The sequence below is a fragment of the Undibacterium sp. FW305-107 genome (assembly GCF_058788535.1).
On record NZ_JBYTAV010000007.1, the window covers coordinates 1 to 16,447 of the forward strand.

General features: G+C 52.8%; 16 protein-coding genes. 11 read left to right on the forward strand and 5 right to left on the reverse strand.

Annotated features, from left to right (window positions below):
- Positions 1-291 precede the first annotated feature (291 nt).
- From AC3WQT_RS15980 to AC3WQT_RS15990, 3 genes are all read right to left on the reverse strand, one after another.
- Complete coding sequence (locus AC3WQT_RS15980) at positions 292-1,032, reverse strand: anti-sigma factor (protein WP_492705075.1); 741 nt, start codon at positions 1,030-1,032, stop codon at positions 292-294.
- Positions 1,029-1,610, reverse strand: coding sequence for a sigma-70 family RNA polymerase sigma factor (locus AC3WQT_RS15985; protein WP_492705077.1), 582 nt, complete (start codon positions 1,608-1,610; stop codon positions 1,029-1,031). Before AC3WQT_RS15985 ends, AC3WQT_RS15980 begins: the two co-directional genes overlap by 4 nt.
- Before the next feature lie 99 nt (positions 1,611-1,709).
- Complete coding sequence (locus AC3WQT_RS15990) at positions 1,710-2,618, reverse strand: LysR family transcriptional regulator (RefSeq protein ID WP_492705079.1); 909 nt, start codon at positions 2,616-2,618, stop codon at positions 1,710-1,712.
- 412 nt (positions 2,619-3,030) lie between these two features.
- On the opposite strand from AC3WQT_RS15990, the gene AC3WQT_RS15995 reads away from it, so the two are divergent.
- The 7 genes from AC3WQT_RS15995 (at position 3,031) to AC3WQT_RS16025 (ending at position 11,186) form a co-directional block, all read left to right on the forward strand.
- Positions 3,031-5,325 (forward strand): TonB-dependent receptor, encoded by a 2,295-nt coding sequence (locus tag AC3WQT_RS15995; protein ID WP_492705081.1) that lies wholly within the window; start codon positions 3,031-3,033, stop codon positions 5,323-5,325.
- A gap of 24 nt (positions 5,326-5,349) precedes the next feature.
- Positions 5,350-6,222: an alpha/beta fold hydrolase gene (locus tag AC3WQT_RS16000; protein WP_492705083.1), complete on the forward strand. Its 873-nt coding sequence runs from the start codon at positions 5,350-5,352 to the stop codon at positions 6,220-6,222.
- A 121-nt stretch (positions 6,223-6,343) separates the two neighbouring features.
- Positions 6,344-7,543: a substrate-binding domain-containing protein gene (locus AC3WQT_RS16005; protein WP_492705085.1), complete on the forward strand. Its 1,200-nt coding sequence runs from the start codon at positions 6,344-6,346 to the stop codon at positions 7,541-7,543.
- A 17-nt stretch (positions 7,544-7,560) separates the two neighbouring features.
- Complete coding sequence (locus tag AC3WQT_RS16010; RefSeq protein WP_492705087.1) at positions 7,561-8,343, forward strand: ABC transporter ATP-binding protein; 783 nt, start codon at positions 7,561-7,563, stop codon at positions 8,341-8,343.
- Positions 8,336-9,061, forward strand: coding sequence for an ABC transporter ATP-binding protein (locus AC3WQT_RS16015; RefSeq protein WP_492705089.1), 726 nt, complete (start codon positions 8,336-8,338; stop codon positions 9,059-9,061). The genes AC3WQT_RS16010 and AC3WQT_RS16015 overlap by 8 nt, the downstream gene beginning before the upstream one ends.
- 16 nt (positions 9,062-9,077) lie before the next feature.
- The gene (locus tag AC3WQT_RS16020) at positions 9,078-10,109 is read left to right on the forward strand and encodes a branched-chain amino acid ABC transporter permease (RefSeq protein WP_492705091.1); all 1,032 of its coding nucleotides are present in this window, start codon (positions 9,078-9,080) and stop codon (positions 10,107-10,109) included.
- A 12-nt stretch (positions 10,110-10,121) separates the two neighbouring features.
- Positions 10,122-11,186 carry a branched-chain amino acid ABC transporter permease gene (locus tag AC3WQT_RS16025; RefSeq protein ID WP_492705636.1) on the forward strand — a complete coding sequence of 355 codons (1,065 nt, stop codon included), beginning with the start codon at positions 10,122-10,124 and terminating at the stop codon, positions 11,184-11,186.
- Positions 11,187-11,664: 478 nt separating this feature from the next.
- On the opposite strand, the gene AC3WQT_RS16030 is transcribed toward AC3WQT_RS16025, so the two are convergent.
- Positions 11,665-12,234, reverse strand: coding sequence for a GNAT family N-acetyltransferase (locus tag AC3WQT_RS16030; protein WP_492705093.1), 570 nt, complete (start codon positions 12,232-12,234; stop codon positions 11,665-11,667).
- Positions 12,235-12,387: 153 nt separating this feature from the next.
- On the opposite strand from AC3WQT_RS16030, the gene AC3WQT_RS16035 reads away from it, so the two are divergent.
- Entirely contained in the window at positions 12,388-13,035 is a 648-nt protein-coding gene (locus tag AC3WQT_RS16035; RefSeq protein ID WP_492705095.1) for a DUF4272 domain-containing protein, read from the forward strand.
- Positions 13,036-13,060: 25 nt separating this feature from the next.
- On the opposite strand, the gene AC3WQT_RS16040 is transcribed toward AC3WQT_RS16035, so the two are convergent.
- Positions 13,061-14,023, reverse strand: coding sequence for a LysR family transcriptional regulator (locus tag AC3WQT_RS16040; RefSeq protein WP_492705097.1), 963 nt, complete (start codon positions 14,021-14,023; stop codon positions 13,061-13,063).
- 129 nt (positions 14,024-14,152) lie between these two features.
- Between AC3WQT_RS16040 and AC3WQT_RS16045 the strand changes: the two genes are divergently transcribed.
- From AC3WQT_RS16045 to AC3WQT_RS16055, 3 genes are all read left to right on the forward strand, one after another.
- Complete coding sequence (locus AC3WQT_RS16045; RefSeq protein ID WP_492705099.1) at positions 14,153-14,755, forward strand: FMN-dependent NADH-azoreductase; 603 nt, start codon at positions 14,153-14,155, stop codon at positions 14,753-14,755.
- A gap of 39 nt (positions 14,756-14,794) precedes the next feature.
- Entirely contained in the window at positions 14,795-15,697 is a 903-nt protein-coding gene (locus tag AC3WQT_RS16050; RefSeq protein ID WP_492705101.1) for a pirin family protein, read from the forward strand.
- 318 nt (positions 15,698-16,015) lie between these two features.
- Positions 16,016-16,432, forward strand: coding sequence for a DoxX family protein (locus AC3WQT_RS16055; protein WP_492705103.1), 417 nt, complete (start codon positions 16,016-16,018; stop codon positions 16,430-16,432).
- Positions 16,433-16,447 lie beyond the last annotated feature (15 nt).

The window sequence follows — 16,447 nt, forward strand, 5'->3', positions numbered from 1 at the left end:
TTTCTTCATCATGTTGAGGCCTCTTTGTGATTGAGTTTCCTCTTATTTCACTGTCCTGGCAAATTAGACCACTACATCCCTTTGCTGCAAGTCAAAAAATGGGAAATCCCCGAAACTCGCTTCGCTCAAGCACGGGTATTTCTTCATCCATTTTCCGCCTCGCATCAAAGGCATCGACACATCGGAATTCGACGTCAAAATCAACTGCAACGTCATCGCGACCGATATTTATATTTCTCAGGGACTCGGTTATTCATCCCTCCAGTAAAGATCGCGATTCCATTCGTCCTTTTAAATCTGCACCCAATTTCCCTTGAATATAATTGGCCCAGATGGTTTTTCAGGATTGCCCGATCCACCTTTTGGTTCCAGCGTCACCGCCAGCAAAGGCACGCTGTCTGCGGTCATGTCTTTAGGCATGGGCAGGGTGATGATGCCTTTGTCGGCCACCAGGCCCAGCGACTTGACCTTGCCGTCTTTGCCCACAGCCCACAGTTCCAGGCTCTTGTCGGCAGCGATGTTTTGCGCTGTCACCATACGTATCTGTAACTGGCCGCGCTTGCTGTCGCCGGTAATCACTGCGATAGCCTGTGCCTTGTCATCCAACAAAGTGGCGACATAATTAGCTTGTGGTGTTGCTTGCTGTTGATCCGCCTGTTTGCTTAGCAAGACTGATACCAGCACCACGGCGGCAGTGGTCGAGAACATGCCCAGGCCGCGCCAGAAGGCCAGGTCCTCGCGCAATTTGCCCCAGTTGCGCCAGTAGGCAAATGGATCTTTGGTGGTACTCAGGTTCAGGCGCTTTTCCAGTGCTGGCCAGACGGCTGCAGGTGCTGTGACAGCAGGTGCAAATTCAGCCATGGGAACCAGATGTGCCTCCCATTTGCCTACCACCTGGCGTAGGGCCGCATCCTGTTTGAGCCAGGCTTCAAAGCGGCGGCGTGCGCCACCGCGCAGGGTGCCCAGCACATATTCAGAGGCCAATTTTTCTTGCAAAGCCGGATTATTTTTTATCTGGTGCAAATTCATCATGCCTCCAGACGTGTGAGGCAGGTACGCAATTTGTCGAGTCCGCGCCTGATCCAGGTTTTTACTGTGCCTATCGGCAGTTTCATATGTTCTGCCACTTCGCTGTGCGAGAGATCATGGAAAAATGCCATCGCCATTGCCTGCCTGTGCAAACCTTCCAGACGTGACATGCAAGACGCCAGTGCTTTGGCATCCTCAGTCAATTCCAGCGTCTGTGCTGGTGTCGGCTCAGTGCTTTCCATGGCTTGCATGATTCCCATATCAAAATTGTCAGCATCTATTTCTACATCGTGATCAACACGGCGCAGGAGGTCGAAAGCGCGATTGCGTACTATCGTTGTCATCCAGGTCATCGGTGCTGCCAAACCGGCCTGATAACTGCCTGCGTTATTCCAGATGTTGACAAAACTCTCTTGTAAAACCTCTTCTGCCAACTCACGCTTAACTAATATACGCAGCGCGAAGCCAAACAGTTTCGCTGAAGTGGCGTCATACAGTAATTTAAATGCTTGCGCGTCTTTGCGGGCGACGGCGGCTAGCCAATGTTGTAACTGGCTGGTATCCAGAGCGGCAGTGGGCAATTGCTTATCCAATCTTGGCTGGCCCTATAAGTGATAAGGCTGACGTGGGTAGAGATGCGCTGATTTTAGTCGATTTCCAATTTGTACACAGTGCGTGTATCAGGATTTGTTGCTTTCCGTATGCATAAACAGGGAAGGGTGTTGCTCGGCATATTCACGCAAGAGATTCCAGACCACACGCACTCTTTGCAGACGGTACAAGTCACTGGGTGCAGCCAGCCAGTAAGAACGCTCGGTAAAGAAACTGTCCTGCAAAACCGGTACCAGAGTACCGCTAGCCGGGATGGCATACGGCGGTGCCATGATCAAGCCCATGCCAGCCGCTGCGGCTTCGCATTGCGCCATCATGCCAGTGCAGCACAAGCGCCTTTTTGGCGTAAAACCCAGCTTGTCAAGGAAATTGAGTTCATTGCTGGCCAAGCGATCTTGCACATAATCGACAAATTCATGCTCAGCCAGGTCAGCTTCACTGCGTATGGGAGGGTGGCGCGCCAAATAATCAGGCGAGGCATACAGGTTGAGGCGAAAGGTAGCCAGACGGGTAAACACATAGCGCCCGGTATTCGGCGGGTCTAGCATGACACCCAGGTCTGCCTCGCGGGTTGCCAGGTTGGCGAAACGGGGTTGTACCAATAAATCCACACTCAGTTCTGGATGGTCTTTGAGCAGATGTACCAATAAAGGGGCGATGACCAGGGTGCCAAACATTTCCGGCACTCCCAGGCGGACGACGCCGTGGGCGGAGACACTGGCAGCCCCCAATTGATCGGTGGCAGTCAGGGCAGCACTTTCCATGGCTTCGGCATGGGGGAGCAGGGCATGCCCCATCTCGGTCAGCTCATAGCCCTCACGGCTGCGGTCAAACAGGGTGGAGCCAAGCTGGCTTTCCAGCCTGTCTATGCGGCGTGCCACTGTTGTATGTTCGACCCCCAGCCGACGCGATGCACCCGAAAGCGTGCCAGCACGGGCAAGCTCCAGGAAGTAACGCAGGTCAGTCCATTCAGGCATGCTATTCATGCAGCCAATTGTGCGACAAAGCACATACAGCGGCAAGGTTTAATCCATTTCTTCTTTGCAAGAATGAAAGAATTGGGGGTTTTGCACAACAAGTGGGCAGTTTTAATAGTGCTGTCTTCACTCTGATGTGCATTTATGCACAAACGGTGGGCGTGCATGCGCTTTCTGGGTTTTTCCTTTCCGTGCACACTGCCTGCCATGCGACATACAACATGTAAGAACGTGTTTGCGATCTTACTGTGCGTGCGTGATCGGGGCTCATGCGCTGCTCAAAATGCTCATGTACTTAAGTACATTCCGCTTTTTGCGCTGCGTTTTTGTTACCCCGACCCCGCTGACGCTCGCTCGCTACAGATCGTAAACGCGTTCTAAAAGGCGCACATAAAAAATACAGGAGACATAAATGAACCAGAGCAAGAGAAAGCAGAAATTCTTACGTCAGTCCGCCGCTGCATTGTTGGTCGCATCAGGAACCGTTGCAGGCAGTGGCATCAGCCAGGCACAAACAACAACGCCTCCGGCAACGACTGAAACAGCCAATGCAGAACCGACCACGGTAGTCGTGACTGCCCGCCGCCGTGAAGAATCCCTGCAAGATGTGCCAGTATCCGTCACGGCTTTCTCTGCTGATCAGCTCTCTAAAACGGCAATACCTGACATCGTCGGTCTGGTACAAAGTTTGCCAAACACGACCATGAAAGCTTCGCGTGCGACGAATTCAACGCTGACAGCCTTCATCCGCGGTGTTGGTCAACAAGACCCGCTGGCCGGTTTTGAAGCCGGTGTTGGTATTTATCTGGATGATGTGTATATCGCCCGCCCGCAGGGTGCCGTGGCTGATATCTATGATGTAGAACGCATAGAAGTCTTGCGTGGCCCTCAGGGTACTTTGTACGGTCGCAATACCATAGGTGGTGCCGTCAAATATGTGACACGCAAACTGCGCCCGGAAACTGATGTACGCCTGAAAGCCACGGTAGGCACATATGGCCAGACCGATGCCGTATTGACGGCCAGTACTCCGGTATCAGACAGCCTCAGGGTTGGTGCATCGCTGGCAAAATTCAAGCGCAATGGCTTTGGTAAAAATCTGCTGACCGGTGCAGAAAATTATGACAAGGACGTAGCCGCTGCCCGTCTGAGTGCAGAATTCACACCAACTAATAACCTGTTCATACGCGTATCAGCCGATACCAGCCAGGATGATTCCAGCCCCAAGAACGGCCATCGCCTGACAGTCAGCAATGCCAGCAAGGCACCGATACTCGACAATGTATTTGATACCCGCGCCAATCTGACGACGGCGCTGGGTCATTTGCAGCAAGTAAAACAAAGCGGTGGTTCTGCCCTGATTGAATGGCAGATCAATAATGAGCTGACCTTGAAATCCATCACTGCCAGCCGCCGTGATACATCTTATGCGCCTATCGATTTTGATTCCCTGCCTGTGGTTGATCTGGAAGCACCGGCCGTCTACAAAAACCGCCAGTTCAGTCAGGAATTACAACTCAGTTATAGCGGCAAGACGATACAGGGTGTGGCCGGTGTGTATTACATAGACGCCAATGCCTATAACAAATTCGATACCCTCCTGAATGGTGCCTTGCCCCTGTCGGTGTATACCATGGGTGACGTTGATACCAAGGCCTGGGCGGTGTTTGCCGATGGCAGCATGAGTTTGTCGGACACGATCAGCGTTTCTGCTGGTGGCCGTTATACCTCGGACACGCGCCAGGCTGCAGTCTTGCGTCAGCTGTATCTGGGTACCAAGAGTTCACCTGAAATGGGTAATCCAAGTGCAGTGCTGTTCCGCACTGACACCAATCTGACCAAGAGCGATCTTGACCGTACGGATACCAAGTTCACCCCGCGCCTGTCGCTGAACTGGAAAGCCAATGCCGATAACAATGTGTATGCATCCTGGTCGCAAGGCTTCAAGGGCGGTGGCTTTGATCCGCGCATGAATGTGGTTGGCACCAAGATCAGTCTGGCCAAGGCAAAAATGGGTTACGAGCCGGAAGAAATCGAAACTGTGGAACTGGGCTTGAAGTCGCAATTCGACAAGGGCCGCATCATGACCAATGCCGCACTGTTCTTCAGTAATTACAAGAACGTGCAGATACCTGGCTCGGTCGCGGTGGATACAGATGGTGACGGCAAGGATGATAATTTTGCTGGCGTCACCACCAATGCAGGCAAGGCTCGCATCAAGGGTTTTGAGCTGGAAGCGACAGCGCGTGTTACTGACGCTTTCCGCTTGTCTGGTATGTTCAGCTATATCGACGCCAAGTACACGCAATTCATCGTGGCCGGTGTCGATGTCGCCAGCCAGAAAGTATTCCAGAATACGCCGAAGCAATCCGCCAACCTGACAGCGAGCTATGACTGGCCGCTCAACATGATAGGCAAGAATGGCACACTGTCACTGATCTCCAGCTATTCTTACCGTGGCGCGACCAACCAGTTCGAGACACCAAATGCCTTGCTGGATCAGGATGCTTATTCGCTGTGGGACGCCAGCCTGGTCTGGACCAGCACAGACAAGCGTCTGCGTGCCGGCCTGCATGGCAAGAACCTCAGCAATACCAAATACAAGGTTGCCGGTTATCTTTTCCCGACTTTGGGTTTGGAAGGCACTACCACTGCCTTCTATGGCAATCCACGGACAGTCTCGGCCACGGTTGAATACCGCTTCTAGTCTGTGACAGCGAGAGGAAATTGCGTGACTACTTTCACTGACATCAGCTTTACCAGTAGCGATGGCCTGCAGTTGTATGCGCGGGATTATCCGTCGCGTGGCGGCCAGGCCAAATGTGCAGTCATCTGCATCCATGGTCTGACCCGCAATTCTGGCGATTTTGAAGAGCTGGCACCGTGGATAGCAGAGCAGGGCAGGCGTGTGATTGCGGTCGATGTCAGGGGGCGCGGGCGCTCTCAGCATGACGCCGACCCCGAACACTACAATACTGTCATGTATGCGAATGATGTCATCAAGCTCGCCCGTGACCTGGGCATAGGCCGGGCAGTGTTTATAGGCACCTCCATGGGGGGGCTCATCACCATGACGGTGGCAGCGCGCAAATTGAACTTGATTGCTGCCGCCATCCTCAATGATGTGGGACCAGCCTTGTCTCCCAAGGGATTAGGCAGGATCGCCGGCTTTGCCGGCAAGACAGTGGAAGTGAATGACTGGGAAGAGGCTACACACTATATACGCCAGGTCAATCTGTCTGCTTTCCCGGATAATAGTGTGGAAGAATGGGGCAAGTGGGCCAGACGGGCTTTTGCGGCAAATGTCGAAGGCAAGCTGGCACTGCAATATGATCCGAATATTGCCAGGCCCTTGCAAACCGGTCAGTTGAAAAGCAAATCCTGGGTCGCCAATTTTGCTTTCCGGCGTCTTGCCAGAAACCGGCCTGTGCTGTTGATACGCGGCGATTTGTCGGATCTGGTCGAACCTGAACAACTCGCCTATATGCAAGACCTGGCACCCGACATGCAATATGCTGAAGTGAATGGCGTAGGCCACGCACCGATGCTGATGGAAGCGCAGGCACAAAAAGCTATCAGGGAATTTTTAGCCACAGTGGATTAGGCGATTTGCAGTATGCTTATGGGCACAGTCAAAAAAAAGAGCATGGAAAATGCCGTCTACAACATCTGCGTAATATGACAGTGACCACAGTGACCACAACGTAAAACTAGCAGGAGACAAAATGCAACAAAAAAACAGCTTTAAACTCGTCTGTCTGAGTCTGGCCCTGAGCAGCGTATTCGCCTCAGCCAGCAGTCTGGCGCAAGATTTGAAAATTGCCCTGATCGCAGGCAAGACCGGTGCACTGGAAGCCTATGCCAAGGAAACCGAAACCGGCTTCATGATGGGCCTGGAATACCTGACCGGCGGCAAGATGGAAATCAATGGTCGCAAGCTCAAGGTCATCGTCAAGGATGACCAAAGCAAGCCTGACCTGGGACGCACTGCACTGGCCGAAGCCTTTGGTGATGACAAGGCTGATATCGCAGTCGGGACCAGTTCTTCTGGTTCAGCGATTGCGATGCTGCCAGTGGCAGAAGAATATAAAAAGGTACTCATCGTAGAACCGGCAGTGGCTGATGCGATTACAGGTGAAAAATGGAACCGCTACATCTTCCGCACCAGCCGCAATTCCATGCAGGATGGCCTGGCTGCTGCCAGCACCATCAAGTCCGGTGGCAGTATTGCCTTCCTGGCGCAGGATTATGCTTTTGGCCGTGATGGCGTGAAAGCAGCCAAGGATGCATTGAGTGCAGTCGGTGCCAAGGCCAAGATAGTCCATGAAGAATATGCGGCACAAAACACGACCGACTTTACCGCAGCGGCTCAGCGCATTTTTGATGTGCTGAAAGACAAGCCAGAACCGCGAGTCTTGCAAATCATCTGGGCGGGTCCCAATCCCATGAACAAGCTGGCTGACATGAAGCCGGAACGCTTCGGCATTACTCTGGCTCCCGGTGGCAATATCCTGCCAGTCATGAAAAACTGGAAGACTTATGTAGGAACCCAGGGCACGATTTATTACTACTACGACTTCCCCAAAAACAAGATGAATGACTGGTTGGTGGCGGAGCATACCAAGCGTTTCAAGGCACCGCCTGATTTCTTTACTGCGGGCGGTTTTGCTGCCGCCAGTGCCGTGTATACAGCCATCAGCAAGGCCAAATCCACTGATACTGAAAAGCTCATCACGGCAATGGAAGGCATGGAATTTGACACACCTAAAGGCAAGATGAATTTCCGCAAGGAAGATCACCAGGCCATGCAATCCATGTACCATTTCAAGATCAAGAAAGACCAGAAGAGTGAATGGGATTTGCTGGAACTGGTCAGGGAAATACCCGCCAGCGAATTGCCAGTCCCGGTCAAGAACAAGCGCTGATGATGGCAGGCGAAGCTATGAGTGGTGCACCATCGCTATCTACACGTGATCTCAGCATAAGGTTTGGCGGTCATGTGGCCGTCAACCAGGTAACGGCAGACTTTTATCCCGGCACCCTGACTGTCATCGTCGGCCCTAACGGTGCGGGTAAAACCACTTACTTCAACCTGATGTCTGGGCAACTGCCTGCCAGTGCAGGCAGCGTGCATCTGTTTGGTGTGGACATCACCAGCAAGGGGGCGGCTGAACGCACGCGCAGAGGTATAGGCCGGGCTTTTCAACTGACCAATCTCTTTCCTAATTTGTCAGTCATAGAAAATGTGCGTCTGGCTGTGCAAAGCAGGGCAGGCCTGGGTTTGAATATTTTTTCTCTATGGTCATCCCATGCCAGCCTGTTGAAACGTGCAGAGCATTATTTGCAAAAGGTTGCACTGGCAGACCGCAAATCAGACAAAGTCGCCGCACTCTCACATGGCGACAAGCGCAAATTAGAAGTTGCGATCCTGCTGGCGCTGGAGCCTGAAATCATGATGTTCGATGAACCCACGGCAGGCATGAGTGTTGATGAAGTGCCGGTAGTGCTGGACCTGATCCATCAGGTCAAGGCAGAACGCAAGAAAACCATCTTGCTGGTAGAACACAAGATGGATGTTGTACGTTCACTCGCTGACCGCATCATCGTCCTGCATAACGGCGCGCTGGTGGCAGATGGTGAACCTGTCAGTGTCATGGCATCGGCCATCGTGCAGGAAGCCTATCTGGGCGTTGCCCCGGAAACCAAGGAAGAGCAACATGTCTGAAGCTTTACTGACATTGGCCGGTGTGCATACCCATATCGGTGAATACCATATCCTGCAAGGCGTGGACATGCAGGTGCCGCGTGGCGGTCTCTCGGTTTTGCTGGGGCGTAATGGCGCAGGCAAGACTACTACTTTGCGCACCATCATGGGCTTGTGGAAAGCCAGCCAGGGCAAGATACATTTCGATGGCCGCGATATCACTGCCATGGCAACGCCAGACATTGCCCAGCTGGGCATTGCCTATGTACCTGAAAGCATGGCGATATTCTCAGACCTGACAGTCAAGGAAAACCTGCTGCTGGCCGCACGCAATGGTCCGCTCGATAATCAGCGTGTTGAATGGATATGCGGCTTTTTTCCGGCCTTGAAAAAATTCTGGAACTACCCGGCAGGCAATCTGTCCGGTGGCCAAAAACAAATGGTCGCGATTGCCCGTGCCATCGTTGAGCCGCGCAAATTGATACTGGTGGATGAACCGACCAAGGGCCTGGCACCCGCCATCATCCTTAGCCTGATGGCCGCCTTCAATGAATTGAAAGCCAGCGACACCACCATCTTGCTGGTCGAGCAGAATTTCAATTTCGTGCGCAAGCTGGGGGATACTGTGGCCGTCATGGATGATGGCCGTGTCGTCCATACCGGCGGCATGCAGGCACTGGCTGAAGACAATGACTTGCAACAGCACTTGCTGGGCCTGTCACTGGCTGCGCATCAATAAAGCAAGAGGAAGAATAATGACAGATACTGTTCTGGACAATACCGCAAAGCCAGAAGTTGCCAGCCTGCCGACAGCGCCACGCGATATCTGGCCGCTGGTACTGGTGCCGGCCCTGGCCTTGCTGATGCTGCCGTTGGTGGGCAGTTTCCCGACCTGGATCACCCTGACCGTCGCAGGCCTGGCCATGGGCATGATGATCTTTATCATGGCCAGCGGCCTGACCCTGATCTTTGGCTTGATGGATGTATTGAATTTTGGTCACGGTGCTTTTGTATCCGTTGGTGCCTTTGTCGCCACGCTGGTTTTGTTGCCCATGCATGGCTGGATGGAAGCTGATTCGCTGCTCATGAACCTGACGGCACTTGGCCTGGCTATCCTGCTGGCGATGCTGGCAACCGGTTTGCTGGGCTGGGCGTTCGAGCGCGTTATCATCATGCCCGTATATGGCCAGCATCTGAAGCAAATCCTCATCACCATGGGCGGCATGATAGTCGCAGAACAGATGATCAATGTCATCTGGGGTGCAGAGCAAATTCCACTGCCATTGCCGACCAGCTTGCGTGGTTCAATCCTGTTGGGTGATGCTGCAATAGAAAAATACCGTCTGATCGCCGTCGTGGTTGGTTTGCTGGTATTTGTTGCCATGTTCCTGGTGCTGAACCGTAGCAAACTGGGTCTGCTGATACGGGCAGGGGTAGAAAATGGCGAGATGGTAGAAGCGCTCGGTTACCGCATACGCCGCCTGTTCGTGCTGGTGTTTGCTGCCGGTTCGGCACTGGCTGGCCTCGGTGGTGTCATGTGGGGTTTGTATAAAGAAAGTCTGACTGCAGCCATGGGCGGTGACATCATGGTCATGGTGTTTATCGTCATTATCATTGGTGGCCTGGGTTCGGTCGGTGGTTGTTTCATTGGCGCCTTGCTGATGGCACTGGTGGCCAATTATGCCGGCTTCCTGGTGCCCAAGCTGGCGCTGGTGTCGAATATCTTGCTGATGATCGCCGTGTTGCTGTGGCGTCCGACTGGCCTGTACACCGTGGTAAGGCGTTAAGACATGAATGCAATGAAACAAATCCTGTCGGATGATTTTCCGCGTAACCGCTGGCTGGCGGTGATCCTGGTGGCGATATTTTTCGGACTGGCTTGCGCGCCCTTCATCACCAGCGGTGCGCGGCCTTTGAACACTGCTGCCACCATCTGCGTCTACATCGTCCTGGTTGCATCTTATGACCTGTTGCTGGGTTACACCGGCATAGTCTCTTTTGCTCACACCATGTTTTTTGGCATAGGCGCATACGGTATAGGTCTGGCGCTGGCCAGTGGCACGCCATCATGGGGGCTGGCTGCTCTGGGTTTGCTGGCAGCATTGTTGGTGACGCTGGTACTGGCCCTGATCGTCGGCCTGTTTGCCTTGCGTGTAAGGGCGATTTTCTATGCCATGATCACGCTGGCGGTGGCTTCATCCTTTGCTGTGCTGGCATCGCAATTGTCAGATTTTACAGGCGGTGAAGACGGCAAGACTTTCAGCGCGCCTGCTTTGCTGTCACCTGCTTACCGCCTGTTCGAGGCTGAGATATTTGGTCGCGTTGTCGATGGCAAGGTGATTACCTATTACATCGTGTTCATAGGCTGCGCCCTGTTATTCCTGTTCTTGCTGCGCGTTGTCAATTCACCTTTTGGCCGGGTCTTGCAGGCCATACGCGAAAATGATTTTCGTGCCGAGGCACTGGGTTACCGCACTGTGTATTACCGCATTCTGGCGAATTGCATCGCGGCGCTGGTTGCGGCAATGGCGGGTGCCCTGATGGCTTTGTGGCTGCGCTATGTAGGACCCAAGACTATGCTGAGTTTTGAAGTCATGACAGACATTTTATTGATTGTCGTGATAGGCGGTATGGGGACGATGTATGGGGCGGTGGTTGGGGCGACCTTGTTCATACTCGCGCAAAATTATTTGAAGAGTTTGATGGGGGTGGCGTCGTCGTCTTTGGCTGATGCGCCGCTGCTGGCGAATGCTTTGCATCCGGACCGGTGGATGTTGTGGTTGGGGGTATTGTTTGTGGTGTCGATTTATTTTTTTCCTGTTGGCATAGTGGGAAAATTGAGGGGTAGTGGGAAGAGGGATTGATTACTCGCGTGGTATGTCCATAAGCGGCAATCTATATGTCGTCGCTCCAGCGCAGGCTGGAGCCCAGTGACGGTCGTTGTATTGCCGTACTTTGATTAAAGCGATTGCCCTACGTGGATACAAGCCGGGTCTCGGCCCGGCGGCCGAAGTACTTTCTTTGGTCGCCAAAGAAAGTACTCAAAGAAAGGCGACCCAGGCGTAGTCGCCCCTGCGGGGTTCCCGTTTGTGCAATACAAAAAATGGGAAAGTCCGAAAACTCGCTACGCTCAAACATCGGTCTTTCTTTTTCCATTTTCTGTACAGCACAAACGGCGTCTACACACGGGAACTACAAAATTCAAAAGCAGCTGCAACCCCAAAGTCAAACCCAACCGCAACAGCAACGCCACCGCTTTACGTGATTTATCTCCTAGCTTTTGCAACCCGGCAGGCCAACTGCGTACTCCCCATACAAAGCCTGGCCTGCCGTCCTTGCAAATCAGAGGCTACCCTGCTTAAAACCAAACTCCCTGTCCAGCAAGGAATAGCATTTAAGATCAACATAGCGCCCATGCTTGAATTCACATTCCCGCAACACTCCTTCAAGCCGGAACCCCAGTTTTTCTATCAAGCGCCAGCTGGCGATATTCTCTGGCTCTACCATGGCTTGCAAGCGGTGCAGGCCCAGGTGCTGGAAGCAGTGAGTGATCATGGCGTCCAGGCATTCCGGTATGACAGCCTTGCCCCAGTGGTCGGGCGAAAGCCAGAAGCCGGTTTCGGCGCAATGGTGTTCCTGTTCCCATTCGTGCAGGCCGCAAGTGCCTATCAATTGTTCAGGTTCCTCTTTGCTGCAAATGCCCCACCACAGGCCTGAGCCATCTAGCCAGACCTGTTCATACCAGTCCATTTGTTCCTGGCTTGATGCCAGGGTGTCATAGCTGATGCCATAATATTCAGTAACACGCGGGTCGGATAATCCGCGAAAAATTGCGGGCATGTCGGTGGCGACGATGCGGCGTAGTTGGTAGTTGGCGGTCTGTAGGGCGGGGAAGGTTTTGGTTTCAGACATATAAGCTTTGCAATAACAGGTAACAATCAGACATTCTAATGCCTGTAGAGGCATGGAGTTGCGCTGTTCCGTAACTCCTTAACAGAGCAAAATCTGGGATAATCCGTCTGCTCGTTATCAGCGAGTGAATTGATTAACAATATTGAAGAAATAATGAGCCCAGAGCAACGCAAAGAAGCTTCCGAACTGGAATTGCATAAACGTGGTATCCGCATCAATGTGCAATTGCATGTGATTGAGTCTGATGAAGAAGTGGAACTGCGCACGCCTGAAGAATTGATGCAGCGCATGCTGGCCTTGTGGGCGGTGACTGCGGTAGCTACTGGTGGTGATGTGGCACACTATCGCTCCTATCTGGACGCGCATGGTTTGGCTGCTTGTTTGTCAGCGCAGGAAAACGCATTTCTGTTTGCAGATGACATCACTGAAGAATTGCGTAAGCAGTTTCTGCAAAGGCACGAAGCTCTGTATTTCCTGGCATGGGCTGCGGGTTTGACCGACAAGCTGGCGGTACCTACGCAAGTAGCAAACCTCAAGCAAATCCTGAAATTCTTCCCGCATGCGATGGAAGCGCCCGAGCGTTTACAGGCAGCCATGAAGCCGCGCCGCAAGGGGCAGGTACTGGACTGGTCGGACTTATTGTATCGCTTGCACTGGGCAGTTCGCCACGCACATATCACTGGGCGGGATGCACCCGGCAATCTGAATGCAGATGCGGTGCGCGAATGGCACCAGGCGGCTAACTGGCTATGCCAGTATGAAGAAGAAAATGACTGGGACAAGGTCAGTACCGAAACTTGACCTAAGTCCTGGTCAATAAGCATGCTCAATAAGACTTGATGCTTATACGTCCAGTCTTGCAATCATTGACTTCTTCCAGCATCTTCTGGCAACGTGGGCCCGAGAATTCAGCCTGCAAGGAATCCAGGAAAACCCGTGTGCGGGCAGGCATCAGACGACGGCCAGGGAATACTGCCCAGACAGTGATTTCAGGCAGTTTCCAGTCTTCCAGCAAGGGCACCAGCTCTCCCTTGTGTACATGCTGACCAGCGAAATGATCCGCCAGCATGATGATGCCTTTGCCGCGAACAGCCAGGCGCGTCAGCAATTCGGGTGAGTTGGCGCTGGCCCGGCCAGGAGGTATGCCTTCCCAGACCGCACCATCTTTTTCCATGCGCCAGATCGAAGGTTCGCCATTACGTGCCGTCAGGCGCAGGCAATCATGCTCCATCAGGGCTTCTGGTTCTGCGGGCGCGCCATGTAATTTCAAATAGGCGGGTGAGGCATACAGGCCTATGCTGAAGCGCACCAGTCCCCTTGCTGCAAGTGAAGCGTCATCCGGCAGGTCACCCACCCGGATGGCCACATCAAAATTCTCTCCTATCAAATCCACCCGGCGTGGTGACAAATCCAGCTCCAGGTTCACGGAAGGGTATTTGCTGATGAAATCAGATAACAATTCACCCATCTGATGATTGGCAAAATCACCAGGCATCGATACTTTCAGTCTGCCATTCGGCTCTGCCTGCCTGTGCTGGGTCAGGGCCAGCGTTGCATCTACTTCTTCCTGCACATGTTGTGCATGCTGCAAGACACTTTGTCCCAAGTCAGTTACCGTCAGCTTGCGGGTGGTGCGCAAGATCAGGCGCTCACCTAGCTCGGCTTCAAGAGCAGATATGCGGCGCGACAAGGTCGATTTGGGCACCCCCAGCTTCTCTGCCGCCTTGCTGAAACTGCCTTCTTCAACCACGCGGGCAAATAGCAAAAGGTCATTGGCTTCCAGGGTCATGATCGCATCCTCATACTGATCCTCTATTTTCCTATTTTTGGAACAATGATATCCATTTTAACGCCTTCCGGAATATTTTTGGAACGATTAAAGTACGTCCATCAACTCTTTATCTGAAAGGAACACAAAATGAACATCCTGCAAATCAACTCCAGCGCCCGTGCTCAAGCTTCTCATTCCACGCAACTGGCAAATAGCCTGGTTGAGGCTTTATTGGAAACATCTTCTGGTGCCACCGTGAATGTACGTGACCTGGGCAGTAACCCCCACCCCATACTTGATGAAACAGCATTGCAAGCCCTGTTCACTCCGGCAGACCAGCGCACAGCAGAACAGCAAGCCCGCGTTGCTCTGGATGATGCCCTGATTGCTGAAATCCAGGTAGCAGACGTAGTAGTACTTGGCGCACCAATGTATAACTTTGGTATTTCTGCTCAATTGAAAAACTGGATAGATGCGATTTCCCGCGCACAGGTGACTTTCCGTTATACCGCCAATGGCCCTGAAGGTCTGCTGACTGGCAAGAAAGTGTATGTAGTACTGACACGTGGCGGCCTGTATCGCAATACACCAAATGACACACAAATGCCCTACCTGAAAACCTTCTTTGGTTTCCTGGGCATGACCGATGTAGAGTTTGTCTATGCAGAAGGCCTGGCCATGGGCCCGGATGCAGAAAAAGCATCACTGGCTTCAGCACACCAGCAAATTAATGATTTACTGCCTGCTTAATCGACAACATTAACGGGCCAATTACGAGGACGATGGATCATGGAAACGACAGATGTAGTTGCAAGCAACACAGTTCAGCAGGCTGAAATCGTGAGCAAATCGCGCACGGTAGAGCAACTGGTCGCCGGGCAGCCTACTTCAGATGGTGCCGGTGTCAAGCTGACACGGGTATTGACGCAGCCACTGCAATACCGGCTGGACCCCTTCCTCATGCTGGATGCTTTCGGCAGTGATGAGGCAGGTGACTACATCGCCGGTTTCCCCAGTCATCCGCACCGTGGTTTTGAAACCATCACCTATATGCTGGCGGGCCGCATGCGCCACCGCGACAGTGCAGGTAATGAAGGCCTGTTGCAAAACGGTGGCGTGCAATGGATGACGGCAGGTCGTGGCGTGATTCACTCAGAAATGCCGGAACAGGAAGAAGGCCGCATGGCAGGCTTCCAGCTTTGGTTGAACCTGCCAGCAAAATACAAGATGATCGCCCCCTGGTACCGCGACATCCAGAGCGACACCATCCCTGAATTGCTGACAGCAGCTGGCATCAAGGTACGCATCATCGCCGGTAGCAGTCATGGCGTGGCAGGTGCCGTGCAGCGTGAAGTCACTCAACCGCTGTATCTGGATATACATATGCCAGCCGGTAGCAGTTTTAGTCACAGTCTGCCTGCCAGTTTTAATGCCTTTGTGTATATGTATGAAGGTGAAGTGCAGATAGGCGAGCGTGAGGTACCAGTGCAACGCATGGCGATATTGAAAAAATCGCCGGATGTGGATGGAGTGGTGATTGTTGCCAAAGTCGATAGCAGGTTGTTGTTAATTGCCGGTCAGCCCTTGGGTGAAACCATCGTGCAGTATGGGCCGTTTGTGATGAATAGTCAGGCGGAAATTTTTAAAGCGATAAGTGATTTTCGCGAAGGTAAATTGGTGAGCACTGATTGAGCTACTGCGCGACGCGATTTTGAGCCTGCGATGCTCGCCGTACTAAAGTACGGCTGTGCTTCTTAACTCAAACTAGCGCCGCTCGCTACGCTCACTCAGCACTCACGAAGCATTAGTTATTTCGAGAACAAAAAATCAGTTGTAGGTTGGGCCGGGCCTCGCTAGGCTACGCCTTATCAGGCCAACACTCGGCGCTTAAATGACGTACACGTTTGCAGAGGCCTAGTGTTGGGCTGGTAAATCGTAGCCTAGCGAGGCCCGGCCCAACCTACGACATTACTAACGAACAAAATAAATTCTACATGTAAGGAAAACAAAATGAAACAAACAGAAACCATAGGCCCCGTCTTCGGTTCCTTCATTGCCCGCGTCTTGATCGCCTTGATCTTCGTGGCATCCGGTGCCAGCAAGATATCCGGCTTTGAGCAAACCGTAGGCTATATCGCCAGCAAGGGACTGCCTTTGCCAGCGTTGGGCGCAATTGCTGCCATCGTGGTGGAACTGGGTGGTGGCCTCATGGTCATCGTTGGCTGGCGTGCACGCTGGGCTGCAGCGGCAATGATCTTGTTCACACTGGCAGCAGCTTTCATCTTCCATAATTTCTGGGGTGTTCCAGCAGATGTGGCGCAAAACCAGATGATACATTTCATGAAGAATATCTCCATGGCGGGTGGCCTGCTGTATGTCCTGATACATGGCAGCGGTGGCTGGAGCCTGGATGGCAGTAAAGCCTGATCAGGAATATTTTGC

Excerpts from the sequence above, each read along its gene's own strand:
- AC3WQT_RS15980 (WP_492705075.1), bottom strand. The coding sequence starts at position 1,032 with ATGATGAATTTGCACCAGATAAAAAATAATCCGGCTTTGCAAGAAAAA.
- AC3WQT_RS15990 (WP_492705079.1), bottom strand. The coding sequence starts at position 2,618 with ATGCCTGAATGGACTGACCTGCGTTACTTCCTGGAGCTTGCCCGTGCT.
- AC3WQT_RS15995 (WP_492705081.1), top strand. The coding sequence starts at position 3,031 with ATGAACCAGAGCAAGAGAAAGCAGAAATTCTTACGTCAGTCCGCCGCT.
- AC3WQT_RS16005 (WP_492705085.1), top strand. The coding sequence starts at position 6,344 with ATGCAACAAAAAAACAGCTTTAAACTCGTCTGTCTGAGTCTGGCCCTG.
- AC3WQT_RS16010 (WP_492705087.1), top strand. The coding sequence starts at position 7,561 with ATGAGTGGTGCACCATCGCTATCTACACGTGATCTCAGCATAAGGTTT.
- AC3WQT_RS16015 (WP_492705089.1), top strand. The coding sequence starts at position 8,336 with ATGTCTGAAGCTTTACTGACATTGGCCGGTGTGCATACCCATATCGGT.
- AC3WQT_RS16020 (WP_492705091.1), top strand. The coding sequence starts at position 9,078 with ATGACAGATACTGTTCTGGACAATACCGCAAAGCCAGAAGTTGCCAGC.
- AC3WQT_RS16025 (WP_492705636.1), top strand. The coding sequence starts at position 10,122 with ATGAAACAAATCCTGTCGGATGATTTTCCGCGTAACCGCTGGCTGGCG.
- AC3WQT_RS16030 (WP_492705093.1), bottom strand. The coding sequence starts at position 12,234 with ATGTCTGAAACCAAAACCTTCCCCGCCCTACAGACCGCCAACTACCAA.
- AC3WQT_RS16035 (WP_492705095.1), top strand. The coding sequence starts at position 12,388 with ATGAGCCCAGAGCAACGCAAAGAAGCTTCCGAACTGGAATTGCATAAA.
- AC3WQT_RS16040 (WP_492705097.1), bottom strand. The coding sequence starts at position 14,023 with ATGACCCTGGAAGCCAATGACCTTTTGCTATTTGCCCGCGTGGTTGAA.
- AC3WQT_RS16045 (WP_492705099.1), top strand. The coding sequence starts at position 14,153 with ATGAACATCCTGCAAATCAACTCCAGCGCCCGTGCTCAAGCTTCTCAT.
- AC3WQT_RS16050 (WP_492705101.1), top strand. The coding sequence starts at position 14,795 with ATGGAAACGACAGATGTAGTTGCAAGCAACACAGTTCAGCAGGCTGAA.
- AC3WQT_RS16055 (WP_492705103.1), top strand. The coding sequence starts at position 16,016 with ATGAAACAAACAGAAACCATAGGCCCCGTCTTCGGTTCCTTCATTGCC.